Origin of the sequence: Altererythrobacter sp. H2, from assembly GCF_035319885.1 — a bacterium.
Lineage (GTDB): Bacteria > Pseudomonadota > Alphaproteobacteria > Sphingomonadales > Sphingomonadaceae > 34-65-8.
The window spans coordinates 2451906-2470449 of the sequence record NZ_CP141285.1 but is presented as its reverse complement, the minus strand read 5'-3'; the positions used below and the strand labels follow the sequence as shown (position 1 = coordinate 2470449).

Sequence of the window (18544 nt, the reverse complement as noted above, 5' to 3'; positions counted from 1 at the left end):
CAATTGTTGGGTGGTGGCGCAGCCTTAGCGGCAGCGCAGGCTGCCCCGGTCAATCTCGCGGCCAAGGAGGCCGCCTACGACTCCGCCCAGAACGGCGCCAAGGGTCTTGTCTCCGCGCCCGGCCAGCTCATGCCCGGCCAGTGCGCCCACGCCCGCGCCGATCACCAGGCCGGCGGTGCCGTTGTCGCGGCGGCAATAATAGCGCCCGTCGTCACCGCGCCAGATGCGCGAGTTGCGGGTGATCCGGCGCGGTTCGACATAATAGCCGCGCGAGTCATAGGCGCGGTCCTTCGCGCGCTTGCCGTGGGCCGGTGCCCATGGCGGGGGATCAGCCATGGCCGGGGCGGTGGGAACGGCCAGGGCCGCAGCCGCAATTGCCAGAAATGCTTTCTTCATCGCAGGTCTCCTCAACGTGTGTTGCGGGTTTAACCAACGAACTGTGCCGCAGGTCCACAACGCCTGATGAACGGACGGCGTGCCGCCGGTAGGGCGGGACCAGCTGTGGCCCTGGCGGGACGGATTGCTAAAGCGCGGCCGCTTTCTCGCGGGCGGCTTCGCGCCAGCTGGGCGAGAGAACGTCACTCCGGGCCATTGCCGCAAGGCGCGTGGATGTGGTGCCTGCCTTCGGGTTGGCGATCTCGGCAAACACTTCGGCAACTGTCCACGGGGTGCACCCGGTTTCGATCCGCTCAAGGCTGTCTCCCGCCTGCGCCATGCCCTGTTCGATCACGCGGAAATACCAGCCGCAGCGGGCGGTCCGGATGATCGTACGGACCATGCCCTTGCAGCCGAAGCGGTGCTCGATCTTCCAGCATGGCAGGCGTGGCTGGCTCACTTCCAGCAGAGCAGTGCCAAGCCGGAAACGATCGCCCAGCATCACCTCGGTTTCGGTTATCGTGTCAACGGCCAGGTTGCTGCCGAACGCGCCGGGTTCGGCCAGCAGTTCGTGCCCGCCCAGTTCGGTTTCCCAGAAGGCATGGTGGGCAAGCGGGTAGAGATGCACTGCCATATGCGGCCCGCCATGGTGCTTGCGGTCAGCCTGTGCATCGCCAAGGATGCCTTCTGGCCCGAAAGTCACCGGACCATCGACCGGTTGCTTGGCGAACGCGCTCTGTTCTTCGCCGCGGAAGGGGCGCGGCTGGCCGATGCAGATCGCGCTGACGAGCGGGTTCACCCGGCTGCTGCTTCTGCCGCCTCGCGGTCGCGTTCGGCGCGGCTCTTCTTTTCCGCCGTGGTCTTGAGCTGGCCGCAGGCAGCATCGATATCGCGCCCGCGCGGGGTGCGGACCGGCGCGCTGATCCCGCCTTCGAAGACAATATCCGAAAAGCGCCGGATCCGTTCCGGCGTCGAACATTCATAGGCGGAACCGGGCCAGGGGTTGAACGGGATCAGGTTCACTTTGGCAGGCAGGTCGTACTCCCGGATCAGGCGTACCAGTTCATGCGCGTGCGCATCGCTGTCATTCTTGTCCTTGAGCATGACATACTCGAAGGTGATCCGCCGCGCATTGCTGGCGCCGGGGTAGGCGGCGCAGGCTCCGAGCAGTTCCTCGATGCCGTACTTGCGGTTGATCGGCACGATCTCGTCGCGGATTTCCTTGGTCACCGCGTGGAGGCTGACTGCCAGGTTGACCCCGATTTCCTCGCCGCAGCGGGCCATCATCGGGACCACGCCGCTGGTCGAAAGGGTGATGCGGCGCTTGGACAGGGCCAGCCCGTCACCGTCCATCACCAGCTTGAGCGCATCGCGCACATTGTCGAAATTGTAGAGCGGTTCGCCCATGCCCATCATCACGATATTGGTCAGCAGGCGCCCGTCGGCGGTGTAGTGGCCCGCTTCGTCATCCTGGTCATCAGCGTCGCTGGCCATGCTGCCCTTGGGCCATTCGCCCAGTGCATCGCGGGCGAGCATGACCTGACCGACGATTTCGCCGGGCGTGAGGTTGCGGACCAGCTTCATGGTGCCGGTATGGCAGAAGGTGCAGTTGAGCGTGCAGCCGACCTGGCTGGACACGCACAGCGTACCCCGGTCAGCATCGGGGATGAACACCATCTCGAAATCGTGGCCGTCCGCCGTGCGCAGCAGCCACTTGCGGGTGCCGTCAACCGAATGCTGGGCCTCAACCACCTCGGGCCGCCCGATCACGAAGCGCTCAGCGAGCCACGGACGCATGGTCTTGGCGATATCGGTCATCGCCTCGAAGTCGGTCACGCCGCGATGGTAGAGCCAGTGAAACACCTGCTTGGCCCGCAGCTTGGCCTGCAGGGTATCAAGCCCCGCAGCCTCGAACAGTTCGCGAATGCGGGCCTTTGGCAGGCCCAGCAGGTCGATACGCCCATCGGCACGCGGCGTGATGTCGCGCGCAATGGGAACGGGATCCACCTGTCCGGGGATCGGCATGAGAGCTGTGTCGGCCATGGAGATCGCGCATATAGTCTTGCTGGCCTGCGAAATCCAGCGAACTGCCGCTGCGATCAGCTTCGTTCCATCCGTTCGTCGTTGACGATTATCGCCCTGTCGAAAGAATGTAACCTGAAAACAACACTTTGTTGTTGTGTGAGGTTCATGAAACCGGACCTCTCGCCATCCATTTGATTGCCCATGCAGGCACCTCGCCTGCGGCATGAATGGAGATAGTCCCATGAAAAAGACCATTGCAGCTCTGCTTGCCGGCAGCACGTTTCTGGTGGCAGTCCCCGCATCGGCCCAGGCGGTCGATGAATCGCCGTTCACCGGCCTGCGGGTTCAGGCCGTCACCGGTTACGACAGCGTGACCGCCGGCAGCGATGACGACGATGATATCAACGACAACAACGATCAGACGGCCGATGGCATCCTCTATGGTGCCGCGGTCGGGTACGACATCGATTTTGGCGGTGTGGTGGTGGGGCCGGAAGCCGAATTCACCTTTTCGAGCGCCGATACCGATTTCAACGACGGCGATTTCGAAAATTTCGGCTTCGGCAATGTCTCGGCAGAGCGTGACCTTTACCTCGGTGCCCGGATCGGCGCGAAGGTGGGCGAGAATGCTCTGGCCTACGTCAAGGGTGGCTACACCAACGCCACATTCGACATCCGCTCGAACGATGGCACGCGGGAGTTCCGCGAAGGGTATGACACCGACGGCTACCGCATCGGCGGCGGCGTCGAGGTGGCTCTGAGCCAGAACATGTTCATCAATGCCGAGTACCGCTATTCGAACTATTCCAAGGCCGAAGTCGATTTCGAGGGCACCTTGCCCGATACCGAACGCTTCAAGGTTGACCTTGACCGTCACCAGGTGGCGGTTGGTCTGGGGATGCGCTTCTGATCGGAAACGCAACGGGTAAAGGCAGCGGCCGGGGCACTTGCCTCGGCCGTTTGCTTTTTACCGCCGGGCGCAGCCGACGGTTGCGGCATCGAGCGCGGTCGCAGCCCCGGCAAGATCATAGATGTTCGAAAACCGCCGGCCCCGGCTGTCGGTCGCACTGACCGACATTGATCCGGCAGAGCGCATCGCGGCCACTACCGCTGCGTCGGTTGCGCGGTCGGGGGCCCAGGCGTCCCCGCCGCCGCCCGTCAGGGTGAAGCGCTTGCCGCTGATCGCGAGTTGGATGCGAGGCTCGGTGGCAAGCTTGCGGGAAAGGCGGAAGTGAACCTGGCCGCGAATGTTGCGCCTGGGCCAGGTTCCGACACTGGCATAGGGCTGGTAATCACGCCGGATCTCGCCCGGACGCGGCTTGGCGATGGCATAGCAGCGCGGCACCTGCGGATCGCGAAAAGCGCCCCAGCTGGAAAATACACCCAGGCTGTCCCGCGCTGAGGCAGGGGCGGCGAGGATCATCAGAACCGCCATTGCTATCGCGCCGCGCTTAATCATAGCGGATGGCCGTGATTTCCCATTCCTTGGTGCCCACCGGCAGCCTGACCTGGCGGACGTCACCCACAGCCGCCCCGCGCAGCGCGCGGGCAAGCGGGCTGGACCAGCCAACCCGCCCGGCACTGGCGTCCTGCTCGTCGTCGCCGACGATGGTGACCACTTTCTCGCTGTCGTCCTCATCGAGGATGGTGACGGTGGCGCCGAAATAGGCCCGGTCCTGCTCCGGCTGGCTGGATGGTTCGATCACCCGGGCTGTTTTCATCCGCCGCGCGAGGTGCGCCAGTTCGCGGTCGATTTCCCGCATTCGCTTGCGACCATAGAGGTAATCGCCGTTCTCGCTGCGATCACCGTTGCCCGCAGCCCAGCTGACGATCTCCACGATCGCGGGCCGCTCGGTACCCAGCAAAAGGTCGTAGCGCGCGCGCATGGCAGAATATCCCGCCGGGGTGATTGGATTACTGCCGTTCAATGCCTTGCCCCCGCCGTTGTCTGCCTAGCGCAGGAAGTCGGCAGCGGTGCGCGGCTTGCCGTAGGGCGCGCGCTCGGGGTGCAACTGTTCGTAGACCACTGCGTTCTCGATCACTCGATGCACATACGTGCGCGTTTCGGTGATGCCGATCCGCTCGATCCATGTCACCCAGTCGATCGAGCCGGTGCGCGGATCGCCATTGGCGCGCAGCCACTGGTTCACCCGGCCGGGCCCGGCGTTGTAGGCCGCGATGGCGAGCGGATAGCTGCCGTTGTAGCGCGCCAGCAGTCGCTGGATGTGATTGCTGCCAAGCTGAACGTTGTAGCCCGCATCCTGGATCAGCGAGGCTTCCATGTACTGCATCCCCGCCTTGCCTGCTTCTTCGCGCGCAGTGCCGGGCATCAGCTGCATCAGTCCGCGCGCCCCGGCGTGGCTGATGGCATTCTGGGCGAACTGGCTTTCCTGCCGGCTGATCGCATGGATCATCGTCCATTCGCCGCCCGGCGGTGTCTGAATCGTGGGATAGCCCTGCGCGATGAATTGGCTGTGCCCGTCAGACCCGGCCGCATCGGCCAGGTTCACGGCGAGATCGCGCCTGCCGATCTGTCGGGCGAAATCGGCGACCATGGCATGTTCTTCGGGCGTCGTGGCCCACTGCGCAAGCTCACGGTAGAACAGGATGCCGGTGCGCCAGGGCGCGCCCTTGGCCAGTTCCTCCACCGCCCGGGTGAGCGGGGCGGCCCGGAAAGCGGCAACCTGTTCGGCGCTTGGCCGGGCAGAATTGTCCTCCGGCGGAATGACCGGTGTCCGGCCCAGCTTGCCGAGAGCCAGCTGACCGTAGAACCGGTCAGGGTATTGCCCGGCCTGCGCATAATAATTCTCTGCGGCAGCGCGGTCGCCTGCCTGCTCGGCCGCGCGCCCGGCCCAGTAGAACCCCTTGGAGCGGGTTTGCGGGGTCTGCGCGGCCGCCCCGTAGCGGTAAAACAGTGGGGCGGCAGATCGCGCATCGCCATTGGTCCACAGCGCCTTGGTTCCGCCGAGCCACATCAGCGAGGTGTAATCGTCCCGCAAGGCAAACGACATGCGCGAAATGTCTGCGCCCGGTTCGAACAGGTCGTCGATCCGCGCCGCGATGCGGGCGGCTTCGCTGGCGCTCGCTCCCTGCGCGACGCTGAGCATCTCGCTGACGAACCGCTCCGGATAGCGGGCTGGCCGGTCAAGCTGCGGCCGGGTGGCCAGGAGGTTGGCGGCGCGCCCCGCCTGCCCGGTCTTGCGGTAATGGCGGGCGAGGTCGTAGACGAAACCGGCGTCGCGCATGGCTTCGCCCGGCACGCCCATTTCGCCCGACTGTTCGAGCCCGCCGGTCAGGATCCGCAGGCGTGCGCGATAGATCGGCTGCTGCTCGTCAGACAGGCGCAGGAGCTGGCGACCCGCTGCCTCCAGCGAATCGTTCCATAGCAGCGCGTCCATCCGCTCGGCATGGTCGCGGCCATTGAAGCGGATGCCGTAAACGCCCTCGATATAGAGCTCTGACTGGCCGCTCATCGGCCCGCCGCGCCATGCTTCGCGTGCGATGTCGAACGATTGTGGCCGCTGCAGAGTCGACAGGGCAAGGGCATAGCGCGCCCGACCCTGATTGGTCAGGGGCGGGTACTGGTCAAAGTATGCGACAATCCGTTCCGGCAGCAGCGGCTCGTCCGCCAGAGCCTTCTCGGCGCGGCGCCGCAGCAGGTCTTCGCGGGGAAAACCGGGATAGGCCATGACGAATTCGGCGTAGGGCTCGAAACCGAGATTGTCGTACTTGGTCAGGTGCTCCCAGCGTTCGATCGCCTGCGCCATCCGTGTCGGCGCCTTGGCCACCATATCTGCCCGGGCACGATCCCACGACGCCGCATCCTGCGCCAGGGCCGGTGCTGGTGAAGCCAGCAGGGAAGCGGTGAGGGCGAGCAGCGAAAAGGCAGAAAAGCGGTCCATGCTGGACATAATGGTAGGCGGCTCCTTATCAGGCGCTGAATGGCTTTGCGCCGGTTCGGGTGGCTTGGGCAGGTTCGCCCCGGTCATGCGGTGTTTGAGGATGCGTGTAAATGTTCTCCGGTTCAATCCCTGCCCTGGTGACTCCTTTTCGCGACGGAGTGTTTGACGAGGCAGCCTTTCGCAAGCTGGTTGACTGGCAGATCGAGAACGGATCGAGCGCGCTGGTCCCCTGCGGCACCACGGGTGAGGCCTCGACCCTGTCCAATGCCGAGCATCACCGGGTGATCGAAGTCTGCATCGAACAGGCCGCAGGGCGCGTGCCGGTAATCGCCGGGTGCGGCAGCAACGACACGATGAACGCGCTGCTGCACATGCAGTTCAGCCGCAAGGCCGGGGCCAAGGCGGGGCTGTGCGTCGCGCCCTATTACAACCGCCCCAGTCAGGCGGGGCTGATCGCGCATTTCAGCTATCTGGCCGAGCACAGCGATCTGCCGATCGTGCTCTACAACGTGCCCGGGCGCACCGTTACCGACCTGCTCGACGAGACCGTGGTCGAACTGGTGACCAAGTATCCCGACCGGATCGTGGGTATCAAGGATGCCAGCGGCGACCTTTCCCGCGTGGCGGACCACCGGATGGGCATCGGCAAGCATTTCTGCCAGCTGTCCGGTAATGACGAGCTGTGGCTGCCGCACTCGGCAGCCGGCGGCTCGGGCTGCATCTCGGTTACCGCCAACGTTGCACCGAAGCTGTGCTCCGAATTCCATGCCGCGATTGCTGCCAACGAACTGGAAAAGGCGCGCGAACTGAACGACCGGCTGTTCCCGCTCCACTATGCGATGTTCAGCGATGCCTCTCCCGCGCCGGTGAAATACGCGCTGAGCCGGGTGCACGACTGGCTCCGCCCGCAGGTACGCCTGCCGCTGGTCGAGTGTTCTGACGCGGCGAAGAAGGCGGTGGACGAAGCGCTCGAGATTGCGGGGCTGCTGTAGGAGAAGACGAAATGGTCAGAGTACACTCTCGGATTGTCGAAACGGCACGGAACCACTGGTTTTATCTTCTGCTCCCGCTGTGGCTTGCGGCCGGGTGGAACCTGTCGACCACACCAGATGCGATCGCCGACCCGATCATGATGGAGCGCGTGTTCCTGTTCGATTTCGGGGTGTTTCTCCCGCTGCTCTATTTCGTGTTCCTTCGCAGCCGCGTCACCCTGCGCGCGGCGTTGATTCGTTCGGTTGGGATGGCGGCAGCGGGCCTCGCGCTCGCAGCATGGCTGATGCCAATCGGCGAAGGGGAGGTGCTCCCGATCCTTGCATGGCTCCGGTGGGTCGCTCTACCGGTAATCATTGCCATCGAACTTGCGGCGCTGGTCGCGGTGGTTCGCTATGTCTACGGTGAAAGCCCGAATGAGCAGGCACTGATTGACCAAGGGATCCCGCCCATTGTCGTGAACCTCATGCTGGCCGAGGCACGGTTCTGGAAACACGTGTTCCGCTGGCTTACCGGGAAAGGCGAGTGATGCGGTCCTTAGCAGTATTTTGTGCGCTCGCCCTGTCCGCCTGTGCCACTGTTCCGGCAAAGACAGACAGTCTCGATGCCATCGCCAGCGACTACGTCCTGCTCCAGCTGACCATTGGCGAGAAGGAAGCTGGCTATATCGACGCCTATTACGGCGATCCGGCAGTGCAGGACAAGGCGAAGACCGAGGCGCCCGGCCAGAGCCTTCCGATGCTGGAGGCGCGCACGGCCGCGCTCAAGCTCCGGGCTGAGCAGTTCGCCGACGACGGAGTTGAAGGCCTCGGCATGGACGAGCGCCGCGCGCGCTTCCTTGCCGCGCAGATGACCGCCGCCCGCACCCGCATCCGGATGATGCGCGGGGAGCAATTCTCGTTCGTGGAGGAAGCGCAGGGGCTGTTCGGGGTGACCCCGGAAACGCCGCCGCTGGAGAGCTTCGACCCGGCGCTGGCTGAAATCGACGCGCTGGTCCCCGGCGAAGGCCCGCTGTGGCAGCGGCTCGACAGGTTCAACCGCCAGTTCGACATTCCCGCCGACCGTCTGTCCGACGTGTTCGATGCCGCGATTGCCGAATGCAAGCGCCGTACGCTCGAACACCTCACGCTGCCGGCGGGCGAGAGCTTCGACCTCGGCTATGTCACCGACAAGCCGTGGAGCGGGTACAATTACTACAAGGGCCAGTACCATTCGCGGATCGAGATCAACACCGACCTGCCGACCCGGCTGAACCGCGCGGTCGATCTCGGCTGCCACGAAGGCTACCCCGGCCACCACGTGTTCAACGCCCTGCTGGAGCGCGATCTGGTCAACGGGAAGGGGTGGGTCGAATTCGCGGTCTATCCGCTCTATTCGCCGCAGTCGCTGATCGCGGAAGGCTCGGCCAATTACGGTATCGACCTGGCTTTTCCGGGTAACGAGCAGCTGGAGTTCGAGACCCGCGTGCTCGCCCCGCTGGCCGGATTGCAAGGCGCGGACCTTGCCACTTACCGCAAGCTGAATGCCGCCACCCGCGCGCTTGGCCCCGCGCGCTACACCATTTCCGCGCAGTATCTCGCCGGCGAAATCGATGCGGAAAAAGCGAAGGCGCTGCTCCAGCAATACCAGCTTCTCTCGCCCGAGCGCGCGGCCCAATCGCTGCGTTTCACCGACACCTATCGCAGCTACATCATCAACTACGGTCTGGGCCGCGACATGGTGCAGGCGAGCATCGAGCGGTCCGGACCGGGGCAGGCCGAACGCTGGGCGCGGATGATCCGCCTGCTGAGCGAGCCGACCCTGCCGGGGGATTTGTGACTACGCTGGGACCGGCGCGGCCGGTCCCTTCCGTTCCCTGATTTTACCGGATCAGCGCGTCAGCTTCTTGTAAGCCAGGCGGGTCGGCCGGTCGGCCGCATCGCCCAGCCTGCGGCGCTTGTCTTCCTCGTAGGCTTCGAAGTTGCCCTCAAACCATTCGACGTGGCTGTTGCCTTCGAAGGCGAGGATGTGGGTGGCGAGACGGTCAAGGAAGAAGCGGTCGTGGCTGATGACCACCGCGCAACCGGCGAAGTTCTCGATCGCGTCTTCCAATGCGGCCAGGGTTTCGACGTCAAGGTCGTTGGTCGGCTCGTCAAGCAGCAGCACGTTGCCGCCTTGCTTGAGCATCTTGGCCATGTGGACCCGGTTGCGCTCTCCGCCTGACAGTTTGCCGACGTTCTTCTGCTGGTCCGCGCCCTTGAAGTTGAACGCGCCGACATAGGCCCGGGTGCTGGTGTCGTGTCCATTGACCTTCATGTAGTCGAGCCCGTCGGAGATTTCCTCCCACACGTTCTTCTTGGGGTCCAGGTGATCGCGGCTCTGGTCGACATAGCCCAGCCGGACGGTCGATCCCATTTCCACGGTGCCGCTGTCGGGCGTTTCCTTGCCGGTCAGGATCTTGAACAGGGTGGACTTGCCCGCGCCGTTGGGCCCGATCACGCCGACAATGCCGCCCGGCGGAAGGGTGAAGCTCAGGTCCTCGAACAACAGGCTGTCGCCGTAGGCCTTGGTGATGTTCTTGGCTTCGATCACCTTGCCGCCAAGCCGTTCCGGCACCTGGATTACGATCTGCGCCTTGCCCGGCTTGCGGTCGTTCTGCGCGTCCTGCAGCTGCTCGAACTTGCGGATACGCGCCTTGGACTTGGTCTGGCGCGCGGCGGGGGTCTGCCGGATCCATTCCAGCTCTTCCTTGAGCGCCTTGGAACGGCCCGATTCCTCGCGGCTTTCCTGCTCCAGCCGCTTGGCCTTCTTTTCGAGGTAGGTCGAATAATTGCCTTCGTAGGGGTAGTAGCTGCCCCGGTCGAGCTCGAGAATCCAGCCGACCACGTTGTCGAGGAAATAGCGGTCGTGGGTGATCATCAGCACCGCGCCGGCGTATTCCTTCAGGTGGTTTTCCAGCCACTGGACGCTTTCGGCGTCCAGGTGGTTGGTCGGTTCGTCCAGCAGCAGGATGCCCGGCTTCTGGATCAGCAGGCGGGTGAGCGCGACGCGGCGCTTTTCCCCGCCGGAGAGGCTTTCCACGCCCATGTCGCCGGGAGGGCAGCGCAGGGCTTCCATCGCCACTTCGAGCTGGTTGTCGAGCGTCCAGCCGTCAACCGCATCGATCTTGTCCTGCAGTTCGCTCATTTCCGCGCCAAGCGCATCGAAGTCGGCGCCGTCTTCGCCCATTTCGATGCCGATCTGGTTGAACCGCTCGACCATGTCGGCAACTGCGCGGGCACCATCCTTGACGTTCTCGAGCACCGTCTTGGTCGGATCGAGTTCCGGCTCCTGCTCCAGATAGCCGACGGTGATGTTTTCGCCTGGCCAGGCCTCGCCGGTGAAATCCTTGTCGATCCCGGCCATGATCTTGATCAGCGTCGACTTGCCTGCGCCGTTGGGGCCGACAATGCCGATCTTGGCGCCCTGGTAGAATTGCAGGTTGATGTTCGCCAGCACCGGTTTGGGGGCACCGGGGAAAGTCTTGGTCATGTCCTTCATGACATAGGCATATTGCGCGGCCATCGGGCGGGGTCCTTCGGGTATTTCAGCGGTTGCAGGGTTGGCGCGCAGATAGGCGGTGGACGACGCGGGGGCAAGCTGGACTTGGCTGTGGCACAGCGATAGCAGTCTGCCGCATGAAGACATCGCTCCTCGCGCTCGCCGCGTTTTCGCTTGCCGCACCGGCACTGGCCACCACCCCCATGCCCCGGACGCTGGACCAGCAGGCCGACATGGCCCTGAAGTCCGACGCGCTGGCGTGGGATTTCGTGGAAGGCATCACCACCGAAGTCGGTCCGCGGCAGGCCGGCACCGAAGCGGAGAAGCGCGGGCGTGAGTGGGCGATGCGCTGGCTGACGCGCCATGGCTTTGCCAACGTGGCAGACGAACCGTTCCCGATGCAAACCTGGGTGCCGGGCGAGGCGAAGGCCGAAATCGTCAGCCCGTTCCCCCAGCCGCTCGAAGTGCTGGCGCTGGGCGATACTGCTTCGACCGGACCGGAAGGTGTAACGGCCGAGGTCGTCTTCTTCCGCACAGTGGATGAACTGCGCGCTGCCCCGGCTGGCAGCCTGAAGGGCAAGATCGCCTATATCAGCCATTCCATGACCCAAACGCAGGACGGCAGCCAGTATGGCTTTGCCGGGCCGGCGCGGTGGGTCGGTGCCGGGATCGCGGCCAGCAAGGGGGCGGTGGCAACGGTCATCAAGTCGGTAGGAACCGATAGCGACCGCACACCGCACACCGGCGGGACCGATTTCCCGCAAGGTGTTGCACCGACCCCTGCAGGGGCGCTGTCAATGCCCGATGCGCGTAACCTTGAGCGGATGTTCGCCCGCGCAGACGGCAAGCCGGTTACCATGAAGCTGACCCTCACCCCGCGCAGCCTGGGCACCACGATGAGCGGCAACGTCGTGGGCGAGATCGTGGGGCGCGATCCCTCGCTGCCGCCGGTGCTGGTGGCGTGTCATATCGACAGCTGGTGGAACGGCACGGGCGCGATCGACGATGGTGCCGGCTGCGGCATCGTGGCGGCGGCGGCAAAGCATGTCAGCCTGACCGGACAGCCGCTGCGCACGATCCGCGTGCTGATGGCAGGCGCGGAAGAAACCGGCCTGTGGGGCAGCAAGGCCTATTCTGCGGCGCACATCGATGAACCGATTGCGGTAGGCCTGGAAAGCGATTTCGGGGCAGACCGGATCTGGCGCTTTGAAAGCAATTTCCGCGATGGCAACCGCGCCTTGCATGATCGCATCGCGAAATCTGTCGCACGGTTCGGCGTGGCGGATTCGGCCATTGTGGCAACGGGCGGTGCGGACATTGACATTGCCCGAGACCAGAAGACGGGGATCATCGATCTGCAGCAGGACGGCACCCGCTACTTCGATCTTCACCACACAGCCAATGATACTCTGGACATGATCGACCCGGTCCAGTTGAGGCAGAATGTGGCAGTCTGGACTCAGGTGGTCGGCATCCTCGCCAACGAGGCTGGCACGATCAAGCCTTAAACAAGGCACTGCCGGAGCGACAACTGGCGCTCCGGCAGGCTTGTTTTCGCTGGATTGGCAGGCGGTCCGGCTGTTCTGCCGGGCCTACCCATGAGTTGCGCGTTACTCGCGCTCTGCGGCGGGTTCCTCGCTCGCGTCCGCTGGCTCTACGTCGATCACGGGCACTTCGACCGTGCGCTCTTCGGTCGTGACGTCGACATCGGGTGCATCGACATTGTATTCAGGCATGTTGCCGCCTTCGACCTCGATCTCCGGCATTTCGCCTTCTTCGGTCTGCTCCACATCGCAGGCGCCCAGTGCAAGGGCGGCGGCAGAAGCAGCGAAGACAGATACCATTTTGCGTGCGCGGTAGAGCATCGAACTCTCCTATTCTGGGTTCAGGATAGGATGGTAACGCAGCACGCGCAGGCTCGTTCCAGCGGCGCCGCAGCTTAAAGAAGCTGCGGCTTGGCCACCATCCACAGCGCCATGGCGATCATCATCAGGTTTTCAGTCAGGGAAACAAATCCGAGAGGCACGTTCGAGTTGCCCCCAACGCAGGCGCATTTGAGTTCCCGCTTCTGGATGTAGACGGCGTAGAACACCGACACCGCACCGATCGAACCGATAAACAGCGCCACCGGCACTGACAGCCAGTGGAGCGCACCGGCAATCATCAGTACGCCTGCCAGCCCTTCCAGCCACGGATAGAGCCGGGCATAGGGTACCCACCGCTGGGCGAGCAGATCGTAACCAAGGAACTGGGTGGCAAAGCTTTCCACGTCGCGCAGCTTCTGCAGCGCCAGCAGACACATCGAAAAGGCGATAAACCATTCCGCAGCGAGTACCGAGAACAAGGTCCCGGCTACCACCCAGTGGGCCGCCAGGGCCATGAAAGCCGCCATGGCGAAGATCGCCACCACCGGTGCATAGGTCAGCGCTTCGGGATCGCGGACGGGTTTGCCGAGATAGCGCAACAGGTCGTCATGCCCGCCAATCCGCTGGCCATCGATGAACACCTGGGGCGTGGTCGTTACCCCGTGCTGTTCCTTGAAGGCATCTGTTTCGCTGCGGGTTGCAAGCCACCGATCATCGACAGCAAAGCCGTTGGACCGCAGCACATGGAGCGACTTCAGCCCCCACGGGCAGATGTGGCCGTCCATGACCATGCGATAAATTGTGGCAGACTTGCTCATGGCAGATTCTCCTGGGCCCGGGCCCGCTCAGCGTCTTACTTTTTCGAACAGGTCGATGAGCTCATTGAACTTGTCCCGCTGTTCGGCGACGTCGCCAGAGGCAATGGCTTCGGCAACGCAGCAGGCAGCGTGCTCCTTCAGAATGCCGCTTTCGACTTTCGCCAGCGCAGCCTTGATGGCCTGCATCTGGTGCATGATGTCGATACAATAGCGATCATCCGCCACCATCTGCGCCACACCACGCACTTGTCCTTCGATCCGCCTGAGGCGGTTGATCGTATCCTGCTTGTCCCTGGCCATCGCCCATTCCCCACTTGATATACCCTACTGGGGTATCCTATATGTCCCGTGCCAATCCGGAATCAAGGGTCAATGACAGTGAATAATCTTTCGCGCCGTGCTGTGCTTGGTGGACTTGGCGGAGGCGCTGCGCTGGCGAGCCTCCCGGCGTTGCCGGCCTGGGCGCAGGGGCACAGCCTGATGAACCACGATGGCCCCCCGATCCGCGTCGGCTTCGACCAGCTCAGCGGAGAGGTTATCGATCTTTCCGTGGCCGGCGGGCGGCGCGTGGTGCAGGGGCGCAGGGGGCATGGCATTGCCGTCAACGGCAGCGTGCCCGGGCCGCTGATCCGCCTGCGCGAGGGGCAGAACGTCCGGCTCAACGTGACCAACCATCTGGGTGAGGACACTTCGATCCACTGGCACGGATTGCTGCTGCCGTTCCAGATGGACGGCGTTCCCGGCGTAAGCTTTCCGGGCATCAAGCCGCATGAGACTTTCGGGTACGAGTTTCCGATCCGGCAATCAGGCACCTATTGGTATCACAGCCACTCCGGGCTCCAGGAACAGGCAGGCCATTATGGGCCGCTGGTGATCGATCCCGCAGGTACCGAACCAGTCGAATACGATCGCGACTACATCCTGCTGCTGAGCGAGTTTACCCCGCTCCACCCGCATTTCATCATGAGCAGGCTGCGCACCGGAGAAGGCTACTTCAACCGCCAGCTTTCGGCCTGGACCGACGAATATCCGATGAGCGGGGCAGAGCGCCGCATGTGGGCGCAGATGCGCATGATGCCGACCGACATCGCGGACGTAAGCGCGCCGACCTACACCTATCTTGCCAACGGGCGCGGTCCGGAGGAAGGGCTCGAATACCTGTTCCGACCCGGTGAGCGCATCCGGCTGCGGCTGATCAACGGGTCCGCCATGACCTTTTTCAACGTCCGCATACCGGGCCTGCCAATGACCGTGATCGCCGCTGACGGGCAGAACGTGCGGCCGGTCGAAGTCGACGAGCTTCAGATTGCCACGGCTGAAACCTATGACGTGATCATCGAATGCGGCTCGGCCGAAGCCTACCCGATCGTGGCCGAAAGCATGGACCGCTCCGGCATGGCTCTGGCAATGCTGGCGAGCCGCGCAGGCGCACGGGCAACAGTCCCGGCGCTGCGCGATCCGCCTCTGCTTACCATGGCCGATATGGGGATGAACCACGGCCCGGCCGAGGGGGACGGAGGTCATGCAGGAGGACACGGCGGACACGGTGATCACGGGAACGCCAGCCCGGAAACTGAGGCCAGTCACAGCATGGATGGCATGAGCATGCGCGATACCGCCTTGCTGCCGCCGGATGTGGCCATTGGCCCAGGTCTCGACATGGTCTCTATGGCGCCGGTCGACAAGACGGGCGACCCCGGGCTCGGCTTGCGCGACGTGCAACACCGCGTGCTCAACTACCGTATGCTTGCCGCGCTGGAACCCAACCGCGATACGCGGGAGCCCAGCCGCCTGCTGGAAATCCATCTGACCGGGAACATGGAACGCTACATGTGGTCGTTCGACGGCAAGATGTTCAGCGCGGTCAGCGATGTGCCGATCCGGTTTGCCTGGAACGAGCGGGTGCGGGTGAAGCTGGTCAACAACACCATGATGGCGCATCCGATCCACCTCCACGGCATGTTCTTCGAAGTGGTCAACGGCCAGGTTCCCGCCCGTCAGCCGCGCAAGAATGTGGTTGTGGTGCAGCCCGGGGCCAGCGCTACGTTCGACCTGACCGCCAATGAGCCGGGCGACTGGGCGTTTCACTGCCACCTGCTCTACCACATGCATGGCGGCATGATGCAGACAGTCACCGTGGTCGGGCCGGAGGGTGGGGCATGATCGCGCGTATCACCTTTGCGGCAGCCGCCCTGTCCCTTCTGGGCTGGTCCGTTTCCGCAGTGGCGCAGGACCACTCTGCCCATCAGTCTGAGGAAGCGCTACGTGCCGAGAGCCATGAGGCCCACCAAGGGCACGCACCCGAGCCAAGCGAACCCGATCACTCCACCATGAATCATGACGCGATGAATCATGGCTCGATGAACCATGCCGACATGAATCATGCCGAAATGAACCATGAACCGGGAGATCCGTCGCCCGGTCCGACGATGGAGACCCCCGCGCCGCCCGAAGCAGGCAGCGGGCCGCCGCGCGCCGCCGATGCGATCTGGGGCGCAGCGGCGATGCAGGCGGCACGCGACGAGCTGCGGCGGACCCATGGCGATTTCGCCACATTCTGGTTCCAGGCGGACCGGTTCGAAGCTCAGTTCAGCCAAGGCAGCGAGAGCTACCTGTGGGATTTGCAGGGCTATTATGGCGGCCCAACCCGTCGCTTCTGGTTCAAGAGCGAAGGCGAGGGCGCGTTTGGCGGCGATATCGAAGAGGCCGGGCTCCAGGCGCTCTATTCGGCCGCGATAGACCCGTTCTGGGATGTGCAGGCAGGTGTGCGGCAGGATTTCGGCGAGCACGACACGACCTATGGGGTGCTCGGTGTGCAAGGGCTGGCGCCCTACATGTTCGAGATCGATGCGGCGGTATTTCTCTCCCACCGGGGGGACATTACCGCCAAGGTCGAGGCCGAACTTGATCAGCGGATCACCCAGCGCCTGATCATTCAGCCCCGGGCCGAAGTCCAGCTTGCCGCGCAGGACGTGCCGGAGCTTGGCATTGGTGCCGGACTTGATGAAGTTGAAGCAGGAGTGCGGCTCCGCTACGAAATCACGCGCGAGTTCGCCCCGTACATTGGCGTTGAGCAAAGCTGGCGCACCGGCCGCAGTGCCCGCCTGGCCCGGGCAGCCGGCGAAGATTCAAGCGTCACCCACTACGTCGTCGGCGTACGCTTCTGGTTTTGAAGAACGCCCTGAAGAACAAGGAATAGCCTCATGACACGTCCCTTCCGGTTTGCCGCCCTCGCTCTCGTTGCAAGCTCGCTCGCCATGCCGCACGCTGCCTTTGCCCAGGCCGATGTGGCGGCGTCCACCCCGGCGGACGGTTCGACAGTCTCGTCGCCCCGGGTGATCACGCTCACGTTCAGCGATCCGCTGCAACCTGCCACCACCGCCGCCAGCATTGTGATGACGGCCATGCCGGGGGTGAAGAACCACGGCGAGATGGCGATCCGCAATTTCACCACGGCCTGGTCGGATGAAAACCGGACCATGACGCTCAACCTGCGGCAACCCCTTCGGGCGGGGACGTACGAGGTGCGATGGCATGCCGTGGGAGCCGATGCGCACCGCATGACCGGAACGGTCAATTTCGTGGTGCAGTGATCGAGGGCCTGAGCCTGCGGCCCATATCTTCCGGAGGCGGCGGATTGTAGAAAGTGGTCGGGGAGACAGGATTCGAACCTGCGACATCCTGCTCCCAAAGCAGGCGCGCTACCGGACTGCGCCACTCCCCGACGCTCTTTTCTGGCCTACCGCCTCGCGGCTGCTTGAGGCCAATGCTCTTTCTGGCCTACCACCTTGCGGCGGCCTGAGGGCCAACTTGACTTGCCTTTTGCATCCGGTGGGCCCGGCAGGACTCGAACCCGCGACCTAGCCGTTATGAGCGGCCAGCTCTAACCAACTGAGCTACAGGCCCTCCCGATGCCGAGAGGCCTGTGGCCCCTAGCCGCTGTCCCTGCGGAGGGCAAGCAGGCTGGAGGCATAGCCACGATTTCGGCACCCGGTGCGCAGCAGGACCGCTTTTATCGTGCGACGGCCTGCATGATTTCCGTAACCGTCGTGGGTGCTATCCCTCGCTGGCGCAGGTAGGCATAGACCCCGCGCAACCAGCCATAGAGCCGGTCGAGGTCGGCTTCCGTGTGAACGTAAGGCGTGAAGCCTGGCACCAGCGAAGGACTGTGAAAAGACAGCACGATCACCGGAAGCCCGTCGTCAATCGCGATATCGATCCCACGGATCGCCTCATCCAGCCGCACGCCTTCAGGCGTCAGAGCGATCTTTTCCAGCAGGCCCAGGCGCGAAAGTGCTCCGCGCAACAGCGGCAGGTTTTTCGCCAGCCGGTGGAGCATCGGGCCCTGCCGCCTCAGAATGCCCCAAAACACGGTGGTAACGGGCAGTTCGAGCAGCACTTTGTCCTTGCCCAGCCAGTAGGGCTCCAGCGGGTGACTGCTGTAATCCGGACCCTGCTGAGCACTGTAATCGAAATTGCTGCGGACGGAGGTGTCGATCGCGATACCCGCCTCCATCAGGATTTCGGCGGTGCGTGGGCCGGTGCCGTAACGGCCTGCGCGGTAGATCAGCGGATTGACGCCGAAGGCGCGGGCAATTTCGTCGCGCAGGCGCAGCAGCTTCGCACGTTCGAGCTCGTAAGGAAGGTTGCCCGCAAACGAGTTGCGGGTGTTGACGTCTTCCTGGTGCGGGGGGTTGACCCAGGGGTGCAACTGCACTCCGATCTCTGCCTTGCCAGCGGCAGCGGCAGGCGCAAGGATATCGATTGCCTCGCGCGACGTCGCAATCGGCCAGTCCACCAGATAGACCGGCACGACCTCGAGGTTCTCGCAGAACTCCTGGAACTTCGCCAGGCGGGTCACATGGTCAAGACCATAGCCGCTCTTGGAGAACTCGCCTCCCCAGTTGAATTCTTCTTCGGTATCGATTGTCAGCAAGGCCCGCTGGCCGAACCCGTCAGCAAATCGTGCCCGCGCTCCACGGGCGGGCGGTTCGCGCAGCGATGGTCCCACCTGGCTGGTTCCCGTATTTGGCCGCACACATCCGCGGCT

19 protein-coding genes and 2 tRNA genes are annotated in these 18544 nt (G+C 63.9%); 8 read left to right on the top strand and 13 right to left on the bottom strand.

Features of this window, described 5'->3' with window-relative positions:
- Positions 1–24: 24 nt before the first annotated feature.
- From U4960_RS12270 to rlmN, 3 genes are all read right to left on the bottom strand, one after another.
- Positions 25–396, bottom strand: a complete 372-nt coding sequence (locus tag U4960_RS12270; protein ID WP_324260921.1) for a glycine zipper 2TM domain-containing protein — start codon at positions 394–396, stop codon at positions 25–27.
- A 127-nt stretch (positions 397–523) separates the two neighbouring features.
- Positions 524–1174 (bottom strand): MOSC domain-containing protein, encoded by a 651-nt coding sequence (locus U4960_RS12265; RefSeq protein WP_324260920.1) that lies wholly within the window; start codon positions 1172–1174, stop codon positions 524–526.
- Positions 1171–2418 carry a 23S rRNA (adenine(2503)-C(2))-methyltransferase RlmN gene (rlmN, locus tag U4960_RS12260; protein WP_324260919.1) on the bottom strand — a complete coding sequence of 416 codons (1248 nt, stop codon included), beginning with the start codon at positions 2416–2418 and terminating at the stop codon, positions 1171–1173. Before rlmN ends, U4960_RS12265 begins: the two co-directional genes overlap by 4 nt.
- A gap of 223 nt (positions 2419–2641) precedes the next feature.
- Between rlmN and U4960_RS12255 the strand changes: the two genes are divergently transcribed.
- On the top strand, positions 2642–3310 hold the full coding sequence (locus U4960_RS12255) for an outer membrane protein (RefSeq protein ID WP_324260918.1): 669 nt from the start codon (positions 2642–2644) through the stop codon (positions 3308–3310).
- Between the two features lie 57 nt (positions 3311–3367).
- Here the strand turns inward: U4960_RS12255 and U4960_RS12250 are convergent, their stop codons facing one another.
- Genes U4960_RS12250 through U4960_RS12240 form a run of 3 tightly spaced genes read right to left on the bottom strand, consistent with a single transcriptional unit; the run spans position 3368 to position 6311 of the window.
- Positions 3368–3823: a hypothetical protein gene (locus U4960_RS12250; RefSeq protein ID WP_324260917.1), complete on the bottom strand. Its 456-nt coding sequence runs from the start codon at positions 3821–3823 to the stop codon at positions 3368–3370.
- A 28-nt stretch (positions 3824–3851) separates the two neighbouring features.
- A complete protein-coding gene (locus tag U4960_RS12245; protein WP_324260916.1) occupies positions 3852–4328 on the bottom strand; it encodes a GreA/GreB family elongation factor in 477 nt (158 codons plus the stop codon).
- A 24-nt stretch (positions 4329–4352) separates the two neighbouring features.
- Positions 4353–6311 (bottom strand): lytic transglycosylase domain-containing protein, encoded by a 1959-nt coding sequence (locus tag U4960_RS12240; RefSeq protein WP_324260915.1) that lies wholly within the window; start codon positions 6309–6311, stop codon positions 4353–4355.
- Between the two features lie 101 nt (positions 6312–6412).
- Between U4960_RS12240 and dapA the strand changes: the two genes are divergently transcribed.
- Genes dapA through U4960_RS12225 form a run of 3 tightly spaced genes read left to right on the top strand, consistent with a single transcriptional unit; the run spans position 6413 to position 9110 of the window.
- Positions 6413–7294 carry a 4-hydroxy-tetrahydrodipicolinate synthase gene (dapA, locus tag U4960_RS12235; RefSeq protein WP_324260914.1) on the top strand — a complete coding sequence of 294 codons (882 nt, stop codon included), beginning with the start codon at positions 6413–6415 and terminating at the stop codon, positions 7292–7294.
- Between the two features lie 11 nt (positions 7295–7305).
- The gene (locus tag U4960_RS12230) at positions 7306–7821 is read left to right on the top strand and encodes a hypothetical protein (RefSeq protein WP_324260913.1); all 516 of its coding nucleotides are present in this window, start codon (positions 7306–7308) and stop codon (positions 7819–7821) included.
- Complete coding sequence (locus U4960_RS12225; protein WP_324260912.1) at positions 7821–9110, top strand: hypothetical protein; 1290 nt, start codon at positions 7821–7823, stop codon at positions 9108–9110. Before U4960_RS12230 ends, U4960_RS12225 begins: the two co-directional genes overlap by 1 nt.
- Before the next feature lie 51 nt (positions 9111–9161).
- Here the strand turns inward: U4960_RS12225 and ettA are convergent, their stop codons facing one another.
- Positions 9162–10835 carry an energy-dependent translational throttle protein EttA gene (gene ettA / locus U4960_RS12220; RefSeq protein ID WP_324260911.1) on the bottom strand — a complete coding sequence of 558 codons (1674 nt, stop codon included), beginning with the start codon at positions 10833–10835 and terminating at the stop codon, positions 9162–9164.
- A gap of 113 nt (positions 10836–10948) precedes the next feature.
- Between ettA and U4960_RS12215 the strand changes: the two genes are divergently transcribed.
- A complete protein-coding gene (locus U4960_RS12215; RefSeq protein ID WP_324260910.1) occupies positions 10949–12319 on the top strand; it encodes a M28 family peptidase in 1371 nt (456 codons plus the stop codon).
- Between the two features lie 102 nt (positions 12320–12421).
- Here the strand turns inward: U4960_RS12215 and U4960_RS12210 are convergent, their stop codons facing one another.
- The 3 genes from U4960_RS12210 to U4960_RS12200 form a co-directional block, all read right to left on the bottom strand.
- Positions 12422–12676 carry a hypothetical protein gene (locus U4960_RS12210; protein WP_324260909.1) on the bottom strand — a complete coding sequence of 85 codons (255 nt, stop codon included), beginning with the start codon at positions 12674–12676 and terminating at the stop codon, positions 12422–12424.
- Positions 12677–12750: 74 nt separating this feature from the next.
- Positions 12751–13494 (bottom strand): glutaredoxin family protein, encoded by a 744-nt coding sequence (locus tag U4960_RS12205; protein ID WP_324260908.1) that lies wholly within the window; start codon positions 13492–13494, stop codon positions 12751–12753.
- Between the two features lie 27 nt (positions 13495–13521).
- Positions 13522–13794 carry a metal-sensitive transcriptional regulator gene (locus tag U4960_RS12200; protein WP_324260907.1) on the bottom strand — a complete coding sequence of 91 codons (273 nt, stop codon included), beginning with the start codon at positions 13792–13794 and terminating at the stop codon, positions 13522–13524.
- 72 nt (positions 13795–13866) lie between these two features.
- Between U4960_RS12200 and U4960_RS12195 the strand changes: the two genes are divergently transcribed.
- Genes U4960_RS12195 through copC form a run of 3 tightly spaced genes read left to right on the top strand, consistent with a single transcriptional unit; the run spans position 13867 to position 17087 of the window.
- Positions 13867–15657 (top strand): copper resistance system multicopper oxidase, encoded by a 1791-nt coding sequence (locus U4960_RS12195; protein WP_324260906.1) that lies wholly within the window; start codon positions 13867–13869, stop codon positions 15655–15657.
- Complete coding sequence (locus U4960_RS12190) at positions 15654–16667, top strand: copper resistance protein B (RefSeq protein WP_324260905.1); 1014 nt, start codon at positions 15654–15656, stop codon at positions 16665–16667. Before U4960_RS12195 ends, U4960_RS12190 begins: the two co-directional genes overlap by 4 nt.
- A gap of 30 nt (positions 16668–16697) precedes the next feature.
- Positions 16698–17087: a copper homeostasis periplasmic binding protein CopC gene (copC, locus tag U4960_RS12185; RefSeq protein ID WP_324260904.1), complete on the top strand. Its 390-nt coding sequence runs from the start codon at positions 16698–16700 to the stop codon at positions 17085–17087.
- 54 nt (positions 17088–17141) lie between these two features.
- Here copC and U4960_RS12180 read toward each other — a convergent pair.
- The 3 genes from U4960_RS12180 to U4960_RS12170 form a co-directional block, all read right to left on the bottom strand.
- Positions 17142–17218: transfer RNA gene (locus U4960_RS12180), tRNA-Pro, on the bottom strand.
- A gap of 108 nt (positions 17219–17326) precedes the next feature.
- Positions 17327–17400, bottom strand: a tRNA-Ile gene (locus U4960_RS12175).
- A 106-nt stretch (positions 17401–17506) separates the two neighbouring features.
- Positions 17507–18505, bottom strand: a complete 999-nt coding sequence (locus U4960_RS12170; protein ID WP_324260903.1) for a polysaccharide deacetylase family protein — start codon at positions 18503–18505, stop codon at positions 17507–17509.
- Positions 18506–18544: the final 39 nt, after the last annotated feature.

Bases quoted from the DNA above. Each gene is read 5' to 3' on its own strand.
- U4960_RS12205 (WP_324260908.1), bottom strand. From the start codon at position 13,494: ATGAGCAAGTCTGCCACAATTTATCGCATGGTCATGGACGGCCACATC.
- U4960_RS12240 (WP_324260915.1), bottom strand. From the start codon at position 6,311: ATGTCCAGCATGGACCGCTTTTCTGCCTTTTCGCTGCTCGCCCTCACC.
- U4960_RS12230 (WP_324260913.1), top strand. From the start codon at position 7,306: ATGGTCAGAGTACACTCTCGGATTGTCGAAACGGCACGGAACCACTGG.
- copC (WP_324260904.1), top strand. From the start codon at position 16,698: ATGACACGTCCCTTCCGGTTTGCCGCCCTCGCTCTCGTTGCAAGCTCG.
- U4960_RS12215 (WP_324260910.1), top strand. From the start codon at position 10,949: ATGAAGACATCGCTCCTCGCGCTCGCCGCGTTTTCGCTTGCCGCACCG.
- U4960_RS12225 (WP_324260912.1), top strand. From the start codon at position 7,821: ATGCGGTCCTTAGCAGTATTTTGTGCGCTCGCCCTGTCCGCCTGTGCC.
- U4960_RS12255 (WP_324260918.1), top strand. From the start codon at position 2,642: ATGAAAAAGACCATTGCAGCTCTGCTTGCCGGCAGCACGTTTCTGGTG.
- rlmN (WP_324260919.1), bottom strand. From the start codon at position 2,418: ATGGCCGACACAGCTCTCATGCCGATCCCCGGACAGGTGGATCCCGTT.
- U4960_RS12195 (WP_324260906.1), top strand. From the start codon at position 13,867: ATGACAGTGAATAATCTTTCGCGCCGTGCTGTGCTTGGTGGACTTGGC.
- U4960_RS12200 (WP_324260907.1), bottom strand. From the start codon at position 13,794: ATGGCCAGGGACAAGCAGGATACGATCAACCGCCTCAGGCGGATCGAA.
- U4960_RS12270 (WP_324260921.1), bottom strand. From the start codon at position 396: ATGAAGAAAGCATTTCTGGCAATTGCGGCTGCGGCCCTGGCCGTTCCC.
- ettA (WP_324260911.1), bottom strand. From the start codon at position 10,835: ATGGCCGCGCAATATGCCTATGTCATGAAGGACATGACCAAGACTTTC.
- dapA (WP_324260914.1), top strand. From the start codon at position 6,413: ATGTTCTCCGGTTCAATCCCTGCCCTGGTGACTCCTTTTCGCGACGGA.
- U4960_RS12250 (WP_324260917.1), bottom strand. From the start codon at position 3,823: ATGATCCTCGCCGCCCCTGCCTCAGCGCGGGACAGCCTGGGTGTATTT.
- U4960_RS12210 (WP_324260909.1), bottom strand. From the start codon at position 12,676: ATGCTCTACCGCGCACGCAAAATGGTATCTGTCTTCGCTGCTTCTGCC.
- U4960_RS12190 (WP_324260905.1), top strand. From the start codon at position 15,654: ATGATCGCGCGTATCACCTTTGCGGCAGCCGCCCTGTCCCTTCTGGGC.